The organism is Cupriavidus sp. GW821-FHT02F09 (assembly GCF_059421605.1).
In genome coordinates this window covers 91664-112092 of record NZ_JBWKVH010000024.1, presented here as the reverse complement: position 1 = coordinate 112092, position 20429 = coordinate 91664, and the positions used below count along the sequence as shown (strand labels likewise).

15 protein-coding genes and 2 pseudogenes are annotated in these 20429 nt (G+C 66.1%); 2 read left to right on the top strand and 15 right to left on the bottom strand.

Features of this window, described 5'->3' with window-relative positions:
• Positions 1 to 499: 499 nt before the first annotated feature.
• Positions 500 to 667: pseudogene (locus AC07XB_RS24280) on the bottom strand (transposase); the annotation flags it as partial.
• Positions 668 to 727: 60 nt separating this feature from the next.
• Positions 728 to 832: pseudogene (locus tag AC07XB_RS24275) on the bottom strand (hypothetical protein); the annotation flags it as partial.
• A 251-nt stretch (positions 833 to 1083) separates the two neighbouring features.
• On the opposite strand from AC07XB_RS24275, the gene AC07XB_RS24270 reads away from it, so the two are divergent.
• On the top strand, positions 1084 to 2520 hold the full coding sequence (locus AC07XB_RS24270) for a pyridoxal phosphate-dependent decarboxylase family protein (protein ID WP_492830193.1): 1437 nt from the start codon (positions 1084 to 1086) through the stop codon (positions 2518 to 2520).
• Between the two features lie 170 nt (positions 2521 to 2690).
• Here the strand turns inward: AC07XB_RS24270 and AC07XB_RS24265 are convergent, their stop codons facing one another.
• The 4 genes from AC07XB_RS24265 to AC07XB_RS24250 form a co-directional block, all read right to left on the bottom strand.
• Positions 2691 to 2966 (bottom strand): hypothetical protein, encoded by a 276-nt coding sequence (locus AC07XB_RS24265; protein ID WP_253932450.1) that lies wholly within the window; start codon positions 2964 to 2966, stop codon positions 2691 to 2693.
• Between the two features lie 34 nt (positions 2967 to 3000).
• A complete protein-coding gene (locus AC07XB_RS24260; RefSeq protein WP_492830191.1) occupies positions 3001 to 4044 on the bottom strand; it encodes an EamA family transporter in 1044 nt (347 codons plus the stop codon).
• A gap of 266 nt (positions 4045 to 4310) precedes the next feature.
• The gene (gene narL, locus AC07XB_RS24255; protein ID WP_253932448.1) at positions 4311 to 4958 is read right to left on the bottom strand and encodes a two-component system response regulator NarL; all 648 of its coding nucleotides are present in this window, start codon (positions 4956 to 4958) and stop codon (positions 4311 to 4313) included.
• 193 nt (positions 4959 to 5151) lie between these two features.
• Positions 5152 to 6621, bottom strand: coding sequence for a histidine kinase (locus AC07XB_RS24250; RefSeq protein WP_492830189.1), 1470 nt, complete (start codon positions 6619 to 6621; stop codon positions 5152 to 5154).
• 296 nt (positions 6622 to 6917) lie between these two features.
• Between AC07XB_RS24250 and AC07XB_RS24245 the strand changes: the two genes are divergently transcribed.
• Positions 6918 to 9188, top strand: a complete 2271-nt coding sequence (locus tag AC07XB_RS24245; RefSeq protein WP_492830187.1) for a sensor domain-containing protein — start codon at positions 6918 to 6920, stop codon at positions 9186 to 9188.
• Between the two features lie 31 nt (positions 9189 to 9219).
• On the opposite strand, the gene AC07XB_RS24240 is transcribed toward AC07XB_RS24245, so the two are convergent.
• The 9 genes from AC07XB_RS24240 to AC07XB_RS24200 all read right to left on the bottom strand — a co-directional run bounded on the left by AC07XB_RS24240 (position 9220) and on the right by AC07XB_RS24200 (position 20401).
• Positions 9220 to 10014 (bottom strand): TorF family putative porin, encoded by a 795-nt coding sequence (locus AC07XB_RS24240; RefSeq protein ID WP_492830185.1) that lies wholly within the window; start codon positions 10012 to 10014, stop codon positions 9220 to 9222.
• Positions 10015 to 10071: 57 nt separating this feature from the next.
• A complete protein-coding gene (locus AC07XB_RS24235) occupies positions 10072 to 11034 on the bottom strand; it encodes an electron transfer flavoprotein subunit alpha/FixB family protein (protein ID WP_492830183.1) in 963 nt (320 codons plus the stop codon).
• Complete coding sequence (locus AC07XB_RS24230) at positions 11031 to 11831, bottom strand: electron transfer flavoprotein subunit beta/FixA family protein (protein WP_492830181.1); 801 nt, start codon at positions 11829 to 11831, stop codon at positions 11031 to 11033. The genes AC07XB_RS24235 and AC07XB_RS24230 overlap by 4 nt, the downstream gene beginning before the upstream one ends.
• Positions 11828 to 13270, bottom strand: a complete 1443-nt coding sequence (locus AC07XB_RS24225; protein ID WP_492830179.1) for a hypothetical protein — start codon at positions 13268 to 13270, stop codon at positions 11828 to 11830. Before AC07XB_RS24225 ends, AC07XB_RS24230 begins: the two co-directional genes overlap by 4 nt.
• 11 nt (positions 13271 to 13281) lie before the next feature.
• Positions 13282 to 15444 carry a heterodisulfide reductase-related iron-sulfur binding cluster gene (locus AC07XB_RS24220; RefSeq protein WP_416048571.1) on the bottom strand — a complete coding sequence of 721 codons (2163 nt, stop codon included), beginning with the start codon at positions 15442 to 15444 and terminating at the stop codon, positions 13282 to 13284.
• Between the two features lie 78 nt (positions 15445 to 15522).
• Entirely contained in the window at positions 15523 to 17715 is a 2193-nt protein-coding gene (locus AC07XB_RS24215) for an oxidoreductase (protein WP_416048570.1), read from the bottom strand.
• Positions 17716 to 17832: 117 nt separating this feature from the next.
• Positions 17833 to 18876: a heme-dependent oxidative N-demethylase family protein gene (locus tag AC07XB_RS24210; RefSeq protein ID WP_492830177.1), complete on the bottom strand. Its 1044-nt coding sequence runs from the start codon at positions 18874 to 18876 to the stop codon at positions 17833 to 17835.
• An 8-nt stretch (positions 18877 to 18884) separates the two neighbouring features.
• Positions 18885 to 19847 (bottom strand): PDR/VanB family oxidoreductase, encoded by a 963-nt coding sequence (locus tag AC07XB_RS24205; RefSeq protein ID WP_492830174.1) that lies wholly within the window; start codon positions 19845 to 19847, stop codon positions 18885 to 18887.
• On the bottom strand, positions 19844 to 20401 hold the full coding sequence (locus tag AC07XB_RS24200) for a dimethylamine monooxygenase subunit DmmA family protein (RefSeq protein ID WP_492830172.1): 558 nt from the start codon (positions 20399 to 20401) through the stop codon (positions 19844 to 19846). The genes AC07XB_RS24205 and AC07XB_RS24200 overlap by 4 nt, the downstream gene beginning before the upstream one ends.
• Between the last annotated feature and the right edge of the window lie 28 nt (positions 20402 to 20429).

Sequence of the window (20429 nt, the reverse complement as noted above, 5' to 3'; positions counted from 1 at the left end):
GTGCTCCTCGAGAAACGAGACTTGGAATCTTCGTTTTACTCCAGGGGGCTTACCTCCGCGGCCCTTCATAGTATCTAGGGAAGTGCTGATCAATGAGGTTTGCGCTTGATGTTGCACAAGCCAATGACCTGGTTTTCACAATGCGAGAGAGATAGGCCGATTCAAGCCGGTTTTTCTCTCGTTTCGCGCCTTTCTTGGCACGCTTTGCGCGCTCAGGACAGATCGCTTCCCGTGCGAGATGTTTCCGTGCGTGCACGGGGTCTCTGACCGCGCGGGGTCCGGTGCTGCCTTGCCATGGCGGCAGCACCGGTGTGGCCTTCGGCTACTTCCTACAGCCTCGGCACCCCGGTCTACCCGCAGCTTTCGCCACGGGGCATCTATTACGCGGCTCAATACCCGGCCCGCGCGTACCCCTGTCAACGCTTCGCCTGCATCCTCACGGATGCACACGCATGACTCGGGGCCGTCGTGGCTGGCTAAACCTTCAACGTATGACTCTTTCATTCACAACATCTCGCCAGTTTTGACCGGCGCACAGGAAATAAATGCGCAACATCCGCTCCAGTCCGATTGGCGGTCGCCCACGTTTGCCTTTGGGGTAGTACGGCTCGACCGCCGCGATCAGGCGATGCCACGGCACAACACTTTCCATCTCCGCCAGGAAGCGCAGGTGTTCGTCCGTCCACCCCATGACTACCTGGATGACATTGTGCAATTGCGCGAGCGTCAAGTGCTCGGGAACGAGGACGCGCCGCCAAACCGGCGGGCTCAAGCCTCGCAGGCTGAATCGCAACTGGAGGACGGAGATCGCCGGTTGAGGATCGAAGGACATGCGCGCATTGTAGGTGGCTCATTGGCCTCTCGCGGGGAGAGGCTGATTTTAGCCCCCGCTTTGGCGCGGTCTCCGTGATGAAGACCGACGTGCCGATGGGTTCGCAAGCCGCAGCCTTCCCGCTCATGACCAGGCTTGCATGTCGCCACCACCGGCACCCATTGCCGCGCCCAGCACCTCAAATGCAGGAGGATTTCGTGTAGCATCCTTTCTTGAAAGAGATCGGCATCACGCTGCAGGAGAGTACTGGTATGTCGCGCAGGCAAACAGGGGATCTCGGTGTACTAGGCCGCGCTGCCGCGGCGGCCACGCGATACCGGGAATCGGTCGCGGAGAACGTGCAGCCGCCTGCCGGATCGTACGCGGCATGCCACCAGACATGGGACGGTCCCACGCCCGAAAGCGGCATGTCCGCGGCGGACACGATCGATGCCTTGCGCGCGCTGGCGGAACCTGGCTTGCTCCCGACCACCGGTGCGAGTTTTTTTGGCTGGGTCGTAGGTGCGTCGCATCCGGTCGGCGTCGCCGCCGACTGGCTCACCAGTGCCTGGGGCCAGAACTGCGGCAACCACCACGGCGCGCCCTCCGCCGCAGCCGCGGAGGACATCTCGGCCAGATGGCTGCTCGACATCCTCCGCCTGCCAGACGGTGCATCCGTGGGCTTTGTCACTGGCGCGACCATGGCCAACTTTGCCTGCCTCGCTGCCGCTCGCACGCATGTCCTGCAAAAGGTCGGCTGGGATGTCGAGGTCCAGGGCCTGTTCGGCGCACCCGAGATCCACGTGCTGGTCAGCGACGAGGCTCACACATCTGTCTTTGCCGCGCTGCGCCTGCTGGGGTTCGGGCGGGATCGCGTCACGCGCGTGCCGAGCGGGCACGACGGCGCCATGCTGGTGGCGCCCTTTCGCTCCGCGCTGGCCGCCTGCAAAGGCCCCGCCATCGTGATCGTGCAGGCTGGCCAGATCAATACCGGTGCGTTCGATCCGGTGCAGGAGATGCTGCCGGATATCCGTGAACGCTGCGCGTGGCTGCATGTGGATGGCGCCTTCGGCCTGTGGGCCAGGGCGTGCGCCGAGACAGCGCCGCTCGCCGCCGGCTACGAAGCCGCCGACTCATGGGCGACCGACGGGCACAAATGGCTGCAGGCCCCGTATGACAGCGGCTATGCCATCGTCGCCCATCCCGAAGCCCACCGGCGCGCGCTGACGGCTACCGCCAGCTACCTGCCCCACGCGGCCGCGGACGAGCGCGATCCATCGCATTACGTGCCGGAACTTTCCCGCCGTGCGCGCGGCTTCGCCACCTGGGCCATGCTGCGCCACCTCGGCCGCGCGGGCATCGCCGAGATGGTGTCGCGCCACTGCAGGCTGGCGCGCCGCATGGCTGTGCGGCTGGAAGAGCAAGCCGGCATTACCGTGCTGAACCAGGTATCGCTCAACCAGGTCATCGTCAGCTTCGGTATGGGTGAGGACGATGCGGTTGCCAACCGTTTGACCCGGGACGTGGTTGCACGCGTACAGTCCACGGGCGATTGCTATGTTGGCGGCGCTTGCTGGAAGGGCCACGAGATCATGCGCCTGTCGGTCATCTCCTGGCCTATCGGAGAGGACGACATCGATCGCGCCGCGGACAGCATCATCGAAGCCTGGCGATATGTCGCCAGGCTCGAGCGAATCCAGTCCGTCTAGATCTTGGTCACAAAAGTCCTGGCGTGATACAGCGCGGTCAGGCTGAGCGCCGTGATAATCACGATCGCGAGCACGTCAGCGCCCGGATAGCCCCAGAAATCCGACATGGCAGTCTCCTTGTTGAAGTTGGTGCTACAGCTGATATAGGTGAGGGTCCGCGGTGCGGCGCCTCACAGCAATCCGGTATCCCGCATGCGCTGGCGGCCGAAGTCGCTCACCCGGAAGCGAAATCGCATCTTGTCGGCATAGGCATCGAACTTTTCCTCGACGCTGGTCACCAGGCCGCCAGAATACAGATCCGTCAGAATGACGCGCACGGAGCCGATCCAGTACGGCCCTTGCTTGCCGTATTCCTCGCAGACCGATGCCGCGATATCGCTATCCCACATCCCGTCGGTACCGGCAATCTGCTGCAGTATGAAACCCTTGATATGCACTTTCGCCACTTGTCATCTCCGGTTCGAGAAATCGCCGCCGCACCTACAGCGAGCGGACCACTTCGAGGACGTCGCTCTTCTCCGTGTACATCAGGAAGGCGCCAGAAACTACCAGCGTGAGTCCCAACAGGAAGTTCCACGCCGGAAACTGCAACGTGAACGCCGCCAGGAACACCACCGCAAACGCGCCATAGAGCGCGGCAATGGCCTGCCCGCGGCCCACGCCGATGAGCGGGAAGGACTTGTACCAGGACACATAGCAAAAGCCGAAGGTGATGCCGGCCAGCAGCAGCCACGTGATGGCCTTGAGATTCCAGGTCTGGATGATCAGGTGGATGACGTCGACATCGCCGAACAGCGCCAGCGCCGGCAAGACCATGCACAGCCAGTAGATGGATTCCGCGGTGAAACGCACCGTAATGCCGCAATCCGGATCCGTGACATCGAGCGCGCGTCCCGCCAGCGCGCCCTCCACACCCCAGCCGATCGCGGCCATGGCGCCGCCGAGGTAGCCCAGCCACGAGGTATGCCGGTTCGAGGCGCCGGAGAGCTCGTCCAGGATCCCGGGCGCGTAGATCGCGATACCGCCGCCGACGATCACCAGGATCCCCAGCGTGGCACGCATCGTGATCTTCTCGTTGTACCAGATGCGCGCAATGCTGGCGCCGATGATCGGGTACAGCAACCCGGCGATCGCGGCGAACACGGCGCCCACATAGCCCATGGCGAGGAAGGAGCCGAAGATCGCCATCGGCCCGCCGAAGATCGCCGCGGCGAAGTACCACTTGGAAATGCGCCGCACTCGCACCAGTGTGCGGCCGAAGTCCTGGAACTTGCCCAGCACGATCAGCCACAGGAACAGAAACAGCAAGACCGAGAAGGCGTTGAACGTGGTGATGACCGCGGCCGCCGTCAGGAATTGGCGCGGATTCGCCAGATCCATGGTGGCGAACGGCGCCTCCTTCCAGACCGCCGCGCCCGGCACATACCACGCGCCCCACAAGACCGCGCACCAGAGCGCCCAGATAAAGCCCCAACGGATGCTGCGGGCACGGAATGCCACCTTCGCTTGGCCGACGGTCGTCATGAATCCTCCTGTGGTAAGCGCGTCGGGATGCGCGCCTGTTTCCTGCCTGATGTTTTTATGTCTTCGTGCGGGAATGGCTCAGGAAGACATGGAGAGGATTATTGGAGGGTGAAGGCGTGACAGACAATAATCCAAAGGAGAGATACCTACAAAGAGGCATGGCCGCGCAGCAATCCACCTCCGATAGTGGAAAACCGGCCGCTCGCATGCGAGGCGCTGCCGCCTCGGTCAGCGCAACAGCGCAGGTGCCGATCAGGATCCCGGGATCAGTGCCGCGACTTCTGGTGCTCGTGCCGCCACACCACGGCTTCCAGCCGTGAGTGCAGGTTGAGCTTGGAGAGCACGTGCTTGACGTGCACCTTGACAGTTCCCACGCTGATCCCGAGTTGCCGGGCAATCGTCTTGTTGCACAAGCCCTCAGCCAGGAAGTCCAGCACTTCGGATTCCCGGCCGGTCAGGTCCGCCTGCGCAGCAGGAACACGCTGGTTTGTTGCCACCACCTGCATCAAATTGCCGGTAATCGAGTCGCTCAACACGGACGCGCCGTTGGCCGCGCGCCGCAGGCAATCGCACAGATCCTCCGGCTCCATGTCCTTGAGCAGGTAGCCATGCGCCCCGGCACGCAGCGCCGACACGACATCGCGATCGTTGTCCGACACTGTCAGCATGATGAAGCGCGCATCCACCTGTTTCTCCCGCAATGCGCCGATCGTCTCGATGCCGCTCATGCCGGGCATGTTGAGGTCGATCAATATCACATTGGGTTGCATGCGCACGGCCATGTCGACACCCTCGGCGCCGGACGCGGCTTCTCCGACGACGCGAAAGCCCTTGTCCATGCCGATGAGTTGCGCCAGGCCTTTGCGAAACAGCGCATGATCGTCGATGACCAGAACCGTATTGCTCGCTTCCATGGCCAGTTGTCTCCGTTCTATTTTTCTGCGCGGCCGCGGCGGTTTGTCCTTCGTCCCGGTGTGGACCGCATTGCCGCCTGTGTCGGCGGCTGTTTGCAGGGGGTCCGGAGATGGTACACGGCATCCACCGATTTGTGGAACCCGCCCGTCCGCATAGCGGCGCCGTCAGGGTTTCCCCGATTGCGCGCGGCGCTTACCAGTCGGGCTGCCCCACCGGACGGAAGCGCACCGCAACGCAGCATCCGCCGCCCGGCCGCGGGGTGATGGCCAAAGCGCCGTCAAGGCTTAGCGCCCGTTCACGCATGATGGCGGTGCCGTGCTGGTTGCGCGCGTCCGCCGCCGGCTCGAAGCCGAGCCCGTCGTCCTCGATGGTGATCGCCATCGCACCGTTGTCCGCGGGCAGCAACCGGACCGTGGCCTGTGACGCGCCCGCGTGGCGCACGACATTGGACAAGGCTTCGCGCACGATTTGCACGATGTGGAATTCTTCGTTGGCCGTCAATCGGCAGTGCTTGAGCCGGTTGTCCAGCGTCATGGCCACGCTGCTGCGGGCACCGTATTCCTCCAGGGCCTCTTCCAGCGCGGCGGCGAGCCCCTGCGCATTGATCTGCGTGCGGAATGTCGTGATCAGCTCGCGCAGCTTGCGGTAGGCGCCGTTCAGCCCGTCGCGCAGTTCTTCCGCCGTCGACACAAGCTCCTCGCGCGCGTCACCGCGTTCCGACAGCGTTTGCAGCCGGCTGACCTGGATCTTCATGTATGACAGCGATTGCGCCAGCGAGTCATGCAGCTCGCGCGCCATCGTCGCGCGCTCCTCGATCAGCGCCACCCGCCGCCCCTCCTGCATGCGCCGGAAGCTACCGATGGCCAGTGCCAGGTGCGCGCCTACGGCTTCCCCGATCTGGCTCCCTTGCGACTGGCATTCGCGCGCCGTCTGAAACACCACGAACAGGTGGCCGTAACGCACCTTGCCGTCGCTGATGGGCACCGCCATCCCGGCACCGGCCTCGCCGGGCCGGGCCGGCGCGCCATGGTCCGCCATCTCGAACAGCATATGCGGGCCGGCCACCACCAGCGTGCGCGCGCGCTCGACCTGCGCCCAGCCGAGCGCGCCCACATGCACCACCGCCGGCAGTTGCAGCGCCTCGCTGGTCTCGTCGTCGAGGCAGATGCCACACGCCTGCGCCGCCAGGCTATCTGCCACCGCGCCGCAGACATTGCGCAAGGCCTGCGGGCTGAGCGATTCACCGGAGAGCGCCGTCATGACGTGGTCGAGCAAGGTCAGCCAGCGGTCCTGCGGCGTGGCAGCGGCAGCGTTACCCGCTGCCACGCCAGCCCAGGCCTCGCCCGCATGGCGGCGCAGGCGCAGGCCAACCAGCAAGCCGCCGCCGGCAACGATCAGCAAGGCAATGCGGACCGCGATGTCGACCCGCAGGTGCCGCTGCAGCGACTCAGCCACATCCACGGCGGCCTGTTCAAGCAGCGGCAAGGCTCCCGCCGCCGTAGTGAACGCGCCCGGCTGGTCCGCCTCGGAAAGGGCGGATCCGAACGGCGGATCGACCAGCAATGCGCGCGCTTCCGCCAGCCATTGCCGTGCCTCGCCATTGGCTTCGTTGCTGCCCGCAAAGCCGCTGCCGCGCTGCCGCAACTCGGCGGCCTTACTCATGAACCGCACTGCTTCGCTGGACCACGCCGCGGTCAATATGGGCTGCACCATCAGTGCCAGCGCAGCCAGTGCAGCCACCATCATGACCACCGCCCATGGACGCGCGCGATGCTGTTGCTGAGCCAAAAAAAGCAAGTATGATGGCGAGGCGCGTCTGGCAGGCACGGGATTGCTGTTCATTGGATCACCTTGGGTCGCAACGTGCATTCAGCCCTGAACGTTCGCATGCAAGCATAGCAAGCGAAGGCGGGAAAATAATAGGGGAGACGAGAGGGATTAGCGTGCGGGGAAGCATCATGCTGACCGTGTGGCTGTACCTGGGCGGCGCGGCCGCCGCGTGCGGCTACGCCATTGGCGCCACCATGGGCTGGCTGCCCAGCAGTACGCCGCTGGCCGTGGGCTGCCTCGGCGGCGCGCTCGTGCTGGTCTCGGTGGCGGCCGCCACCAACCGCCGCGTGCCTGTCAGGCACGCCGACGTAACCACGCATCGCCCGAACATCGGGCCCATTGCGCTGCATCACGACTATCGTGCCCTGGTCGACGGTATCGAGGACATCGTGTTCGAGACCGATGCCGATGCCACATTCCATTTCCTGAATCATGCGTGGAAGTTCGTCACCATGCTGGATGTGCACCTCTGCCTGCACACGCCCCTGTTTCGCTATGTCCATCCCGATGAGCAGGCGCTCAATCGCGAACAGTTTCTCACAGTCCTTTCCCGGCACAGCGACGCATGCCGCTACGAAACGCGGCTGATCTGCCATGACGGACATCCGCGCTGGATGGAGGTACGGCTGCGGCCCCGCTTCGACGGCCACGGCGAGGTGATCGGCACCACCGGCATGATGACCGACATCCAGTCCCGCAAGCGCGCGGAAGACGTGCTGCGCGCGCGCGATCGCAGCCTGTCGACGCTGCTGGATCACCTGCCCGGCATGGCGTTTCGCTGTCGCAACGACCGGCGCTGGACCATGGAATTCGTCAGCGATGGCTGCTTCGAGCTGACCGGGCTGGAGGCCGTGGACCTGCTCAACCACCCGTCCTACGACGCGTTGATCCACCCCGACGATCGCGCCTACGTGTGGGACTACGTGCAAAGCCAGCTCGCGCAGCACAAGGCATTCCACCTGCGCTATCGCATCCGGACCCACGCGGGACAGGAGAAATGGGTAAGCGAGCGCAGCCGCGGCATCTTTGCGGGCAACGGCACGCTGTTGGCCATCGAGGGCTTCATCTCCGATATCAGCGGCCAGAAACGCGACGAGGAGCGCGCCGAGCGCGAGCCGCTGCGCGACCGGCTGACCGGACTCAAGAGCCGCGCCCTGCTGCTCGACCGCATCGACCTCGCGCTGCAATACAGCGCGCCCTTCATGTTGCTGTGCCTGGATGTTGACAACCTGAAGCGGATCAACGAGCGGCACGGCCGCGCCTTCGGAGATCAGTTGCTGACCCGCCTGGGCGAGCGGCTCGCCGCCTGCTGCGGCCCTGGGATTTCTGCGGGACGCAGCGGTGGCGACGAGTTCGCGATACTCGCGCTGCAGGCCCCCGCCGGCGTGGGAAGCCCGACACTCGACCCCGCCCGTTTTGCGGGACGCACGCAGGACGAGCGCCGGCTGCGCAGCGTGATCTGCGCGCTGACGCTGGTCGATACGATTGCGGCCATGCTGGATACTCCGTTCGAGATCGACGGCGTATCCGTCTCCATCAACGCCAGGCTCGGCATCGCAATCCGGATCTCCAACCGGCCCGAGGCCCGCGCCATGCTGCGCGATGCCCTGCGCGCGGTGTATTCCGCGCAATGGCAAAGCGCGAATGGCACCGTGCGCTACGCCTTCGCCGGCGAGACGGCCCGCCGCACGGCGCAGGCCTGGCGGCGCTCGCTCGGCGAATTCGCGCGCGCCTTCGACTCGCAAGGCTTGCAGGTGAGCCTGGCCCAGGTCACGCCGCTCGGCGACGGCCTGGCCTGGGCGGAAGGCTCGGCATGCTGGCACAGCACGCGCGCTGGCACCATCCCCGCCGCGCATCTGTTCCTGTACGCGGCCCAGGCAGGCACGCTGGACAAGCTGGTCGAGCGCTACCTGCTCGCCATCTTCGACCAGGCCTATCCCCTGCTCAAGCCGCAGCAGCGGTTGTGCCTGTGCCTCGACACGGTACCGCTCGACGCCATGGTGCTGCGCGGCATCCAGGGCGCGCTGCAGGCCCTCGCCAGGACAGCCGCCCACGCTCGCATCGACCTGCTGTTGCCGCAACTCGCGGAACCCGGGCTTGCCGGGCTCGATGCCGCGCTTGCCGGTTTGCGCCAGGATGGCATCCGCCTGGGTGTCGACCTCACCCCGGCAGCCGCGCACGACGGCCCACCTTTGCCCGACTGGGCACTCCTTGTGGATTTCTGGCGGATCCGGCTCGATCATGGCGCCCCCGATACCAGCAACCTGGAGCGCCTGCTGCGGATCGCCGCCCGGCACGGCATCCCGGTAGCGGCGGGGGGTCAATCCGATGCCGCCAGCAGCCCGGACCGCTTCCAGCATTGGGTCGGGGTCGCGGAGCCCATCGGGCTGGAGGGTTAGGCGGCCATCGGCGCCCGTGCCGGGCATGGCATCAGAAGGTCTTCTTCATGCCCAGGATCCAGTGCGCCGTGCCTAGCCGCTTGCCGTCCGCTACCCACAGCGTTCGGTCGGCATTGGTGCCCGTATAGGCGAAAGAAACGATCCAGCCCTCGCCAATGGTCTTGCTGACGGCGGCGCGCCAGTCCGTATAGTTGAACTCCCCGTAGTTGCGCACCCATTGACGGCCTACGTGCAGCCCCAGCGTCACGTCCCACGGCAGTGGCACATCCGCATTCAGTTCCAGATAGCCGCTGCCGTGCGAGTTGCCTTTGCCGGTGCCCATCGATGCGCTGTCGTAGCCGAAGAAGTTGGTCAGCGTGCGCGAGTATTTCAGGGTCAGGATTTTCCAGCCGACGGCCCCGTAGAGTTCCAGCGTGTTGTACTTCTCGTCCGAACCCGGCAGCTTGGGATTTTCCGGATAGTAGAACTGCAGCAGGCCGACATCGAAGCGCCAGTCGCCGAATGACTTGGCATAGCCGCCGTACAGGTCCAGTTCCAGGCTGGCATCGTTGATCGCCTTGTGGCTGACATTGGTGCCCCAGATGCCGGCATAGAAGCCGCTTTCGTGCGCATAGTCGAAGCCGCCCTGAAGGGCCGGGCGATTCTGCGTATACGTGATGCCGCGAAAGACATAGTTGCTCATGAGCGCCACATTCGCGCTCACGATATGGGGGCTGGCAGGTGGCTTCGGCTCTTCCTGCGCGAACACGCAAGGCGCCGCGCCAGCCCCTCCGAACAGAAGAAAGCCGGAGGCGACCGCCCTGGCCCAGGATTGCGACAATTTCATGCGTCACCTTCAACAAGGAAAATGCGGCAATCGCGCGAGGGCGGTGCCGGAGCGTGATCAGAAGTGGTTTTGCAGTTCCTTGCCGATATCGAAGATGTCGCCAACGATGCCGTACTTGGCGATGGTGAAGATGGATGCTTCCGGATCGGTATTGACCGCCACGATGGTATCCACATGTTTCATGCCGGCCATGTGCTGGACCGAGCCCGAAATGCCCATCGCCACGTACAGCTTGCAGTTGGCCGCGGTCTTGCCGGACTGGCCGACCTGCCGCGATTTCGGCAACCAGCCCGAATCCGCGATCGGGCGGGAACAGCCGAGCGTGGCGCCCACCGAGTCGGAGAGCGCCTTGAACTGCTCGACATTGTCTTCCTCGCCCACGCCACGGCCGATGGAAAGGATGAAGTCGGCGCCCGGGATATCCACGTCGTCGCCGCCGGCCGGCTCCTCGAAGCCGAGATGCTGGCTGCGCGGCGTCACCGGCGGCGCGGGCAGGCTCGAAACAGCAGGCGTGCCAGCGGCCTCCACCGGCTTGAACGAGCCGGGCCGTACCGTCAACACCACCGTGGCGCGCCCCGGGAATTCCATCTCCACGTTCACCTTCTGCCCGTAGCCCGAGCGGGTGGCCACCCAGCCCTCCCCGTCCCGCTCGACCGCGAACACGTCGGTGGTGAAGCCATGCCCGTCGCGCACCGCCAGCGGCGCGGCGTAGCCCAGCGTATCGACGCTATGCGGCAGCAGCACCAGCGATGGCTGCCGCGCGGCGATCAGCGCGCGCACGGATGCCTCATACACCTCCGGATCGAAGGCATCGTCGGCGCTCTGCACCGTCACGATCTCGTCCACCCCCGCCAGCCTCAGCGGCTCCGCATAGCGCGCCGGGTCGGCGGCGATCACCGCCACCTGTACCGGCTCGCCGCTAGCCGTTTTCAACGCGGTTGCCAGGCCGACCAGCTCGCGGCTGACCGGACGCAGTTCTCCCTTGCGATGCTCGACTACCACCAGAATGCCCGCCATCATGCTTCTCCCCTGAATTCCTTGATGATCTTCGCCAGTTGCGATGCCTGTTCCGCGGGTGTGCCCTCGATCATCTGGGCGCGCCCTTTCTCCGGCACGTACATGCGGCGCACCCGCGACAGCGAACCTGCCGCGCCGGTATCGCCGGCCGCCAGCCCGATGTCGTCCGGCCCGACTACCTCGATCGGCCGTGCGGCGGCCTGCTTGATGCCGCGCAGCGATGCGTAGCGCGGGGTGTTGATGCCCAGTTGCAGGGTGAGCACGGCCGGGGTGTTGATCTTCATCGTGGCATAGGTGCCGCCTTCCAGCTCGCGTCGCACCGTGGCCGTATGCTCGCCCGGGGCGTACTCCAGCGCGGCCACTACCGCGGCATGCGGCGCGTCCAGCAGGCCGGCCATGGCCATGCCTGTGGCACCGAAGGCATGATCGGAAGCCTGCACGCCGGCAAAGACAAGATCGGCTGACTCGCGGCGGGCCAGCGCCGCCAGCACGCGCGCCACCGCGATCGGGTCGGACTCCTCGAGGGCGTCGTCCCAGACGCGGATCGCACGGTCGGCGCCCTTGGCCAGGCACTTGCGCAACTCCTCATCGGCGCTGTCGGGCCCGACCGTGGCCACGACCACTTCGATGTTGTCCCCGCCGGGCCCCTCCTTGAGCCGCATGGCTTCTTCCAGCGTGAAGTTGTCCCACTCGTTCAGGTCATGCACCAGGAAGTCGGGGTCGATGTCGCGGCTGTCGCCGCGCATTTCGAAGTCCTCATCCAGCGAGGCCACCTGCTTGATCGTCACCAGTATCTTCATATCGTCTCCATCGTCTTCAGCGGTGTTGGTCGTCCAGCTCTCGGCGCAGCCTCGGTCTGCGCGGCTGCGCACACGCCGGCCTGCCGAGCGAAATGACTGAATGTGCGGAAGCGGACCTGCGCATCGGGATCGTCGCGCATGCGCCAGCGGTCCGCGTCCGTGAGGTTGGCATGATCGAGCACCATGGCGCGGTGCAACGCGTAGCCGTCCTGGCGCAAGGCCAGCAGCACTTCACGCGGCGCAGCGCGGTTCAGGATCACCGCCCGGCGCACGTCCGGACTCTCGTGCGCTGCCAGCCTGGCAATCTGCGCTGGCGAGGTGGCGGCATTGCGCGCCACGCCCGCCAGCACGTCCACGCTGGCGCTGCGCGCGAGCCGGCGCAGCAATGCCGGCGCGAGATCATCGCGGTAGGCCACGCCCGCTTGCACCCAGTCCTCCGGGTCCGCGCCAAGCCGTTCAAGTACGTCCGCGGGACAAGCGGAATGCCGCGCCGCGCCGCGCCGCACCTCGACGTGGGCATCCCCGGCGGCAACCGTCACCAGCGCCGGTGGGCAGGCCGCATTGCGCGCCACGGTGCGGCGCACCCAGGAATCCGAGTCCTCCAGCAGCCAGCCGGCCATTCTTGCCGGCAAATCCGCCCGCCCCGCCACCGCGCGGCGCACCCCGGCCTCGGGATCGAAGCAGAGCGTCAGCAGCGCTTGCGGCGGCATGACGGCATGGGCGGCGGCAATCCGCCTCACCGTGGGGTCGGCATCGGCTGCCAGTTGCCGCAGCAGCGCCACCGGCGCACGCGCCTGTTGTGCGATGCAGCGCCGCTCGAGCACAGACTCGGGCATGGCTTCAAGCAAACACGCCGGGCAATGCGGATGCAGCAGAATCTGCGCGCGTACGGCCGGCTCGTCCGCCGCCGTCCACAAGGACTGCAACGTATCCGCGGCAGTGGCGAAATTAATCGCGAGCAAGCGATGCAGCATCGGAAGGTGGCGCCGCTCCAGCGCCGCCAGCACATCGGCGGCGGTGCCCGTGTTCTCGCACAGCGCCCGCAGTATCTTGACCTGCGTGGTGCCTTCGGCGATCTGCGCCAGCACGCCACGCGGCATGTGCGGATGCCTGGCCAGCAGCAAGCGCAGGCGTTCGCCTCCGCCGTGGCGCCAGAGCGTAACCAGCGCGTCCGCGGGGGTCGCGGGATTGCGGGCGAGACGCAAGCCAACCATGGCATCGTCGCGGCAGATCACAGCTAGCCGCGCCAGCACGAGCGGCGGGACGAATCCGGCCGACGCAAGCAGCAAGCGGTCGTGGCGGGCATCGAACAGACGCGGCGTCAACCACGCCTGGTGCGCTGGCGAGGCGTGCGCATAGAGCGCGGCGGCCGTGAGCGGCTCCGCGTCCTCCTGCGCACGCCGCAGCAGCTCGATCCAGTGCCGGCCGGAGAAGTTCATCGCCGCCTGCCCTACGCTTGCACCAGGCCGATCGCGGCGTGGCTGGCCTGGGGCGTGCCATAGGGCTCGGCCAGCGCATCGCGAATCAGCTCGATCAGCTCGCGCACCACGAACTTGCCTTCGTAGCCGCTGGTCTTCAATGCGTCCTCGAACATGGTCAGATCCTTCGGGCAGCACACCACGAAAACTTCCAGCCCTTCGATGCCGGCGGCCTCGCGCATGCGGTTCTGGGATGGTTTCTCCGCGCCGACCGGGTCGGGCATCCAGATGCGGCCGCCACCGGCGCCGCAGCAAAACGAGTTGTCGCCATGGCGCGGCATCTCCACCAGCTCGCAGCCGATCTGCTTCAGGATGTCGCGCGGCGCGCCATAGCCCTTGTTGAAGCGCCCGAGGTGACACGGATCGTGCAGGGTCACGCGCTGGCGCTGCGGCTGGCGCACCTTGATCTGGCCCTGTTCCAGCATGCGCTGCACGTAGCTTGTGTAATGCTCGATCTCGTAGGTGCCGCCAAAATCCGGGTACTCGTTGCGGATGGTGTTGTAGGAATGCGGGTCGGTCGTGACGATGCGCTTGAACTTCGCCGTGCCCAGCGTCGCGATATTGGTTTCGGCCAGCAGTTCGTAAAGCCCTTCCTCGCCAACGCGGCGCACGTCGTTGCCGGCGTTGGATTCGCCCTCGAACAGCAGGCCGAAGCTCACGCCTGCCTCATGCAGCAAGGTGGCGAACGCTTGGCTGACCTTCTGGTTGCGGGGGTCGAACGAGGCGTAGTCGCCGACGAACCAGAGCAAGTCCACCGGTTCCTTGCGCGCATCCTTGATCTCGAACGGCAGCGCCTTGGTCCAGGCCGCGCGCTTGCGCTTGGATTCCCCGAAGGAGTTGCCGGTCTTGTGGATGGTCTGCAGCGTCTTCTGCAGTTGCGGTTCCATGTCGCCGTCTTCCACCAGCTTGCGGCGCATCTGCACGATGATGGGCACGTGCTCGATCGCCACCGGGCAGATCTCGACGCAGGCCATGCAGGTGCGGCAGGACCACAAGGTCTCCATGAACACCTGGCCGCCGTCCTTGCCATGCGGGCTCAGCTTGACCTCATCCGGGAGGGCCTGCTTCTGCAGCGCGTCGTTGGCGAACTCGCGCAGCGACAGGATCACATCGCGCGGGGACAGCGGCGCGCCGGACGCCTGCGCCGGGCAAGCCTCGTGGCAGCGGCCGCACTTGGTGCAGGCATCCAGGTTCAGCAGATGCTTCCACGTGAAATCGGTGATCGTACTGTAGCCGACCTTGTCACCGGTAGCCGCCTGGCGCGGCAGGCGTTGCGCAGCCAGCGGATCGCGCAGCATCAGCGAGCCTGCGGCGGTGAAGATGTGCTTGACCTTGGTGAACGGGATCAGCGCGATCAGCGTCAGCGCCAGCAGGCCGTGGAACCACCACAGGCCGCTGCGCAAGACGCCTGCGGCCCCGGCGCTGACGCCCACGGCGCGCATCGCCTCGGCCAGCGCTGCGCCGAACGGCGACCACCAGCGCAGTTCCCACACCTCCGGCCTTTCCTGCAGCCACACCAGCCGTGCGGCCTCCAGCACGTAGCCGGTCGCACCGATGATGATCAGCGCCCACAGAAAAGCCCAGTCCTCGCGGCGGTAGCCGCTGCGGTCATAACCCGGCTCTCCCGGCTTGCGGTCCGGGCGGGTGTAATCCAGCTTGGGCGGCTTGATCCAGCCGCGCCGGATCATCATGTAGACCAGCCCTGCGATCATGGCAACGCCGGCGCAATCGAGCACCAGCGAGAACCACAGGTAGAACTTGCCATGCCAGAAGCGCAGGCCGAACAGCTTGCCGGTGATGTCGTACTCCAGCGTGATCGTGGCGGTGCCGATGAACAGCAGCGCGAAGCCGTAGAAGATCAGCCGGTGCGCGCGCCCGGCGGCGGGATCGCGCCGGGCGATGGTGCGGTGGCTGGCCACGGTGCGGCACATCTGCATGAAGCGCTTGCCGATCTCCAGCGGCGCGCCCAGCGGCTGGCCGCGACGGTACTTGCGGATCTGCACATAGGTGCCATAGCAGAAGACACCGATGGCGGCGAAGCCCACCAGGTAGAACAGCACGATGGCGGGTGACGAGAATCCTTCAAACAGGACCCGGGTGACCTGGAGCGGGTCGAACTTGTCTGCGGCGGGCATGGCGGCTTCCGTCTGTGTTTGCGCGGGGGTGCGAAGCTTCCGGCGGGGACGGCCTGCGCGGCCGCCCCCTGCCCGGGGTCAGATCTTGTAGATGATCTCGAACGTGCCTTCTTTCTTGTGCGGCACGCCCCAGACTGGCACCTCCCGGCGGTACGGCAGCGGGATCTGCGCGTCCGCCTCCTCGATCTCGCGCGCCAGCCGCTGGCCGCCGAAGGTGGCGTCCGCGATCAGGCGCGGGGCCTCCGCGTCGCCGATCAGGTACACACCCTTGATGCCAAGGCTTTCCCAGCGGTCCTCGGCCGCCTTCAGCTGGCGGTGCAGGGTATCGTCGGAGCGGCGGCCGGTCACCAGCACCAGCGAGTCGAACTCCAGCCAGCGATGGCTCTTGTTCTCGTCGCGCGGCGACTTGCCGGGGCCGCGGTAGGTGCGGCGCGAGCCGTCGCCCCAGATGCTGTAGACCTCCAGCCGGCCCGGCTCGATGCGGCTGCAGAAATGGTCGCCCATCTCCTTGACCTTGAGCTCGTGCAGGCGCCGCATCATGTTGGGATATTCCAGCGTGAAGTGCATGTAGTTGGCCAGGTGCACGCCACTGACGATGGTCACCTCATGGCCCGCGGTGGCGAGCTTCTCGGCCAGGCTCGGCGCCATGAAGTAGGTGTCCGCGTTGAGGATCACCACCCGCTTGCCGATCGCCTTCTTGCCGGCGATCACCTGCTCCGGCGTCAACTGGTCGTCGCGCGAAGCGTCCGCGCCCGGGATCGGGTCGTGCGTCAGGCAGTTGGTGCCGTCGGTGACCCAGTGCGAGCCGGTGGCGATGACCACCTTCTCGGCACCATACTCCAGGATGGCGTTGGCCGTCAGCGCCTTCTGCCCCAGCGCGAGCTGGCTCTGCTTGTTCTTCTTCAGCAGCTTGTTGATCTGGGTCTCCCGGTAGTCGCGGTGGTAGCCCCACTCACCCAGGCCCGGCAGCGTGATGATCTGGTTCAGGTGCCCGCCGATCTTCTCGGCCTGGTCCACCAGGTGGACGGTATGGCCGCGTTCCATCAGCACGCGCGCGCATTCCGAGCCGGCCGGGCCGGCGCCCACCACCAGCACGGCGTCGTCGGACTTCTTCTTGGCGAACTTCTCCGGGTGCCAGCCACGGCGATATTCCTCGCCGGCGGTGGCGTTCTGCGTGCAGATCATCGGAGGGCCGCCGATCTCCCACCGTGAGATGCAGACATTGCAGCCGATGCAGACGCGGATATCGTCGATGCGCCCTTCCTCGATCTTCTTTGGCAGGAACGGGTCGGCAATCGAAGGACGCGCCGCGCCGATGATATCGGCGATGCCCTTGGTCACGATCTCGGTCATCTTCTCGGGATCGGTAAAGCGCCCCACGCCCAGCACAGGTTTCTTCGATACCTGCTTGATAAATCGGGTCCACGGGATCTGGTGGCCTTGCAGGTTGAAACGCGAGGGGCCGGCGTCCTCGCCCCACTCGGCGATGTCGCCCACGTCCACGTCCCACAGGTCCAGCAGCGAATCCGCCATCTCGACGAACTTCATGCCGTCCTGCTCCACCTCGATCCCCGCGCAGCCGTACAGCGAGTCCACCGCGAAGCGCGTGGCGATGGCGCAGTCGTCGCCGACGGCGCGCCGCACTTTCTCCAGTGTTTCCAACCAGAAGCGGGCGCGGTTCTCCAGCGAGCCGCCGTACTTGTCGGTGCGTTTGTTGTAGTACGGCGAGAGGAACTGCAGCGGCAGGTAGGAGTGCGCGCCGTACACGTAGACGATATCGAAGCCCGCGTCACGCGCCCGATAGGCGGCATCGACGTAGTACTGCTGCACCTGCGCGATGTCGCGCAGGTCCATTTCCTTGCAGTAGGTCAGCGTTTCGAACTCCGACGCGTACTGGCTGGGGCCGCGCGGCGTGGCCCGGCTTTCCATGCAAGGCGCGTGCGCGCCGCCGTACCACATCTCGATGCCGGCCAGCGCGCCGTGCTTGTGCACCTCGTCGGTCATCGCGCGCAGGTTACGCACGTCGCCTTCGTCCCAGATCCGTGCTGACAGGCGGTGCGTGTCGTCGGATTCCGGGTGGATGGAGCAGTATTCCGTATTGAGCGCGGCCCAACCGCCTTCGGCCTTCAACGAGCGGTGCGCGGCCTGGAAGCCGGGCAGCGTGGACCCGGCACCGATGCAGTGAGGCACCTGGTAGAACCGGTTGCGCAATGTCTTGGGACCGATCTGGATCGGTTCGAACAGGATGTCGTAGCGTGGGTCGCGGGCCATTTTTTGTCTCCAGCCGGTTTGTAAGGCGATCGCGCAAGGCGTCGCAAGCAGTGCGGAGCGCGCTGGCTCCGCATGGGATCTTTTGTGGGGGCCGATCTTGTCGCGGCGCTGCGGCGCTTACCCGGGGGCGGTGCCCGCGCCGAGGGTGCGGCCGTCGTCGTACGCTGCCAGCCAGTCGATCGCCGCCTGCCGGTAGCGCGTGATGCCTTTGTAGTCGGCCAGTTCGTCCGGCAACGTGCGCAGCACGCGGTGCAGGCGCGCCGCCCACTTGGGCACCGTGGCCAGCTCCTGCAGGCTGATCAGGTAGCAACGCACGCCAAAGCCGACGGCATTGCTGCGGGGCAGCCGGAACAGGGTCTGCAGTTCTACCCTCAGGTGCACCAGCTCGCCCGCGTTCTCGCGGATGACGGTGGCGCGGTCCGCCCCCCACTCCGGATAGCGTTCCGGTGACGTGTCCAGGCGCGGGTGAATCGTCATGGTCCAGTTCAAGCGGCGCACCGGCGCGCCCACGCGCAAGAGCAGGAGATACTTCAGCGCGCGGTCGAAGATGCCCAGTTCGTGCGCCAGCGGCACGGGCCCGTGCCATTCGCCGAAGCTCATGCCGAGATCGAAATCCAGCGACCAGTCCGCCTGCGTGGTGACCATGCCGGCGTCCATGAACAGGTTGTCCTGGCGATGGTCCATCAGCACCCAGTCGCCCTGGTTCTGCCGCGTGATGTATTCCAGCGGTGGATAAGGCAGCGTCGCGGCATCGCCGAAGACAAAGTCCTGGCGCAGGCCGAGTATGCGGTTCTCCCAGGTCCATCGCGCGCCGTCTCGCCGCAGCGAGAAATGCGCGGGATAGCTGGCCGCCAGCGATTCCATCATCAGCTCAAGCGTGTCCCACTGCGCCTGCATCATGTGCGGCAAGGCCATGCAGCGGCCCGGGTCCTGCGCAAGCACCAAGGAGCGTTCGCGGCACTCGGCGATGTAGTGCTCGTCAACGTCGAAGGGGTGCTCGGTGACGCTGCCCGCCGGCCCGGCGCTGTGCGGTTCAATGTTGACCGAGTACATGTACAGGTCTTCCATGAACGGGAACGGAAAACGCTGGATGGCGGCCGAACTGTTGGCGTATGCGAAATCGTCGCGGAAGCTCTCGCCGGTCTTGAACGTGATATGCATCGCGTCTCCTAGATCGCCAGCACCAGACGCTGGCAGTTCGCCCGGGACACGCAGGGCATCAGCTTGCGGCCGCTCGCCCTTTCCTCGGCGGAAAGATAGTGATCGTGGTGGACCAGCTCGCCGTCGGTCTCCAGCACCTCCAGCTCGCACTGGCCACAAGCACCGCCGCGGCACAGGTAGGACACTTTCACACCGGCTGCCTCGATCGCTTCGAGCAGGCTGGTCTGGGCGCCCACTTGCAACGTGATGCCGCTGCGGGCGAGCACCGCCTCGAACGGCGCGCCCACCGGCGGCGCCAGGAACTGCTCCCAATGCACATGGCTGTCCGGCCACCCTGCGGTGCGCGCCGCCTGGCGCAGTGCTTCGATCATGCCGGCGGGACCGCAGACATAGGCATCGGTACCCAGCGGCTGGCCCGCCAGCACCTTGGCGAAGTCCAGTTGCTGGCCAGCGTCTTCCACGTAGAGACGCAGCCTCTCGCCCGCAAGCCGAAGCAGCTCCGTGGCAAAGCCGGCATGCTCCTGGCTGCGCACGGCGTAGTGCAGCTCGTACGGCGCATCCAGCCGCCGCAGCTCCGCCAGTTGCGAGAAGAACGGCGTGATGCCGATACCCCCCGCGATCAAGATGTGCTTGCGGCGCGTCTTGAGCAGCGGGAAGAGGTTGACCGGGGCCGAGACGCGCAGAATCGAGCCTTCCTGCACCTGTTCATGCATGAAGCGCGAACCACCCCGTCCTTCGTCGGCGCGGCGCACGCCGATCTGGTAGTGACTGGTGTCCCAAGGCGAGCTCATCAGGGAATACGGGTTTCGGTGCGGGCGGCCTTCGCCCTGCATCTCGACCACGATATGGCTGCCCCCCGAGAAGGCGGGAAGGTCCGCTCCATCAACGTGGCGCAGCGTGTAACGCTTGACCAGCGGCGTCACCGCCTCTATCCGCGCCACGCGCACCGGTAGGCTCTCTTGCGACGTCATGCTGCCCCCGGTGTTTCCGCGTCGGCCATCACGCCCATGAAGGCGGCCAGGCGACGGGAATAATGATCACGCACCAGCAGCTTGCGGCCGCAGCCCGCGCATGGAGCGATGCCTCCGGATACCGCGCCGTTGCAGGTGCGGCAATGCACGCAGTAGACCCGCCGCGAACCCGGTGCCACGCATTCGCATTGCATCTCGGCGGGGTCCAGCCCATGCTGTTCGGCCACCCGGCTCACCTGGGCGAGGAAATCCTCGTCGCCGGCAGCGTAGAAGCGCAAGCCCATCGGCAACACGGCCAGCGCTTCGCCCAACTGGTCAAGCAGCGCGGCCATGGACGCGGTAACCGTCACATCGGTGCCGGCGGAGCGCAACGCTTGTGTCAGGTCGGCGCCCGCCTCGGCGGCGTATAGCACCTTGCACGCGCCAGCCTCCCTGGCCAGGCGCCGCAGCGCGTTGCCGCCCACGCCCCGGGCCACCGCCAGGTGCGCCTTGCCGCTGCCGTCGAACTGCAGCGGGCGGTACACCGGCATGCTCTTGATGCCTGTCACCAGCATGGCAAGCTCCTGCGTGGATAGATGGATG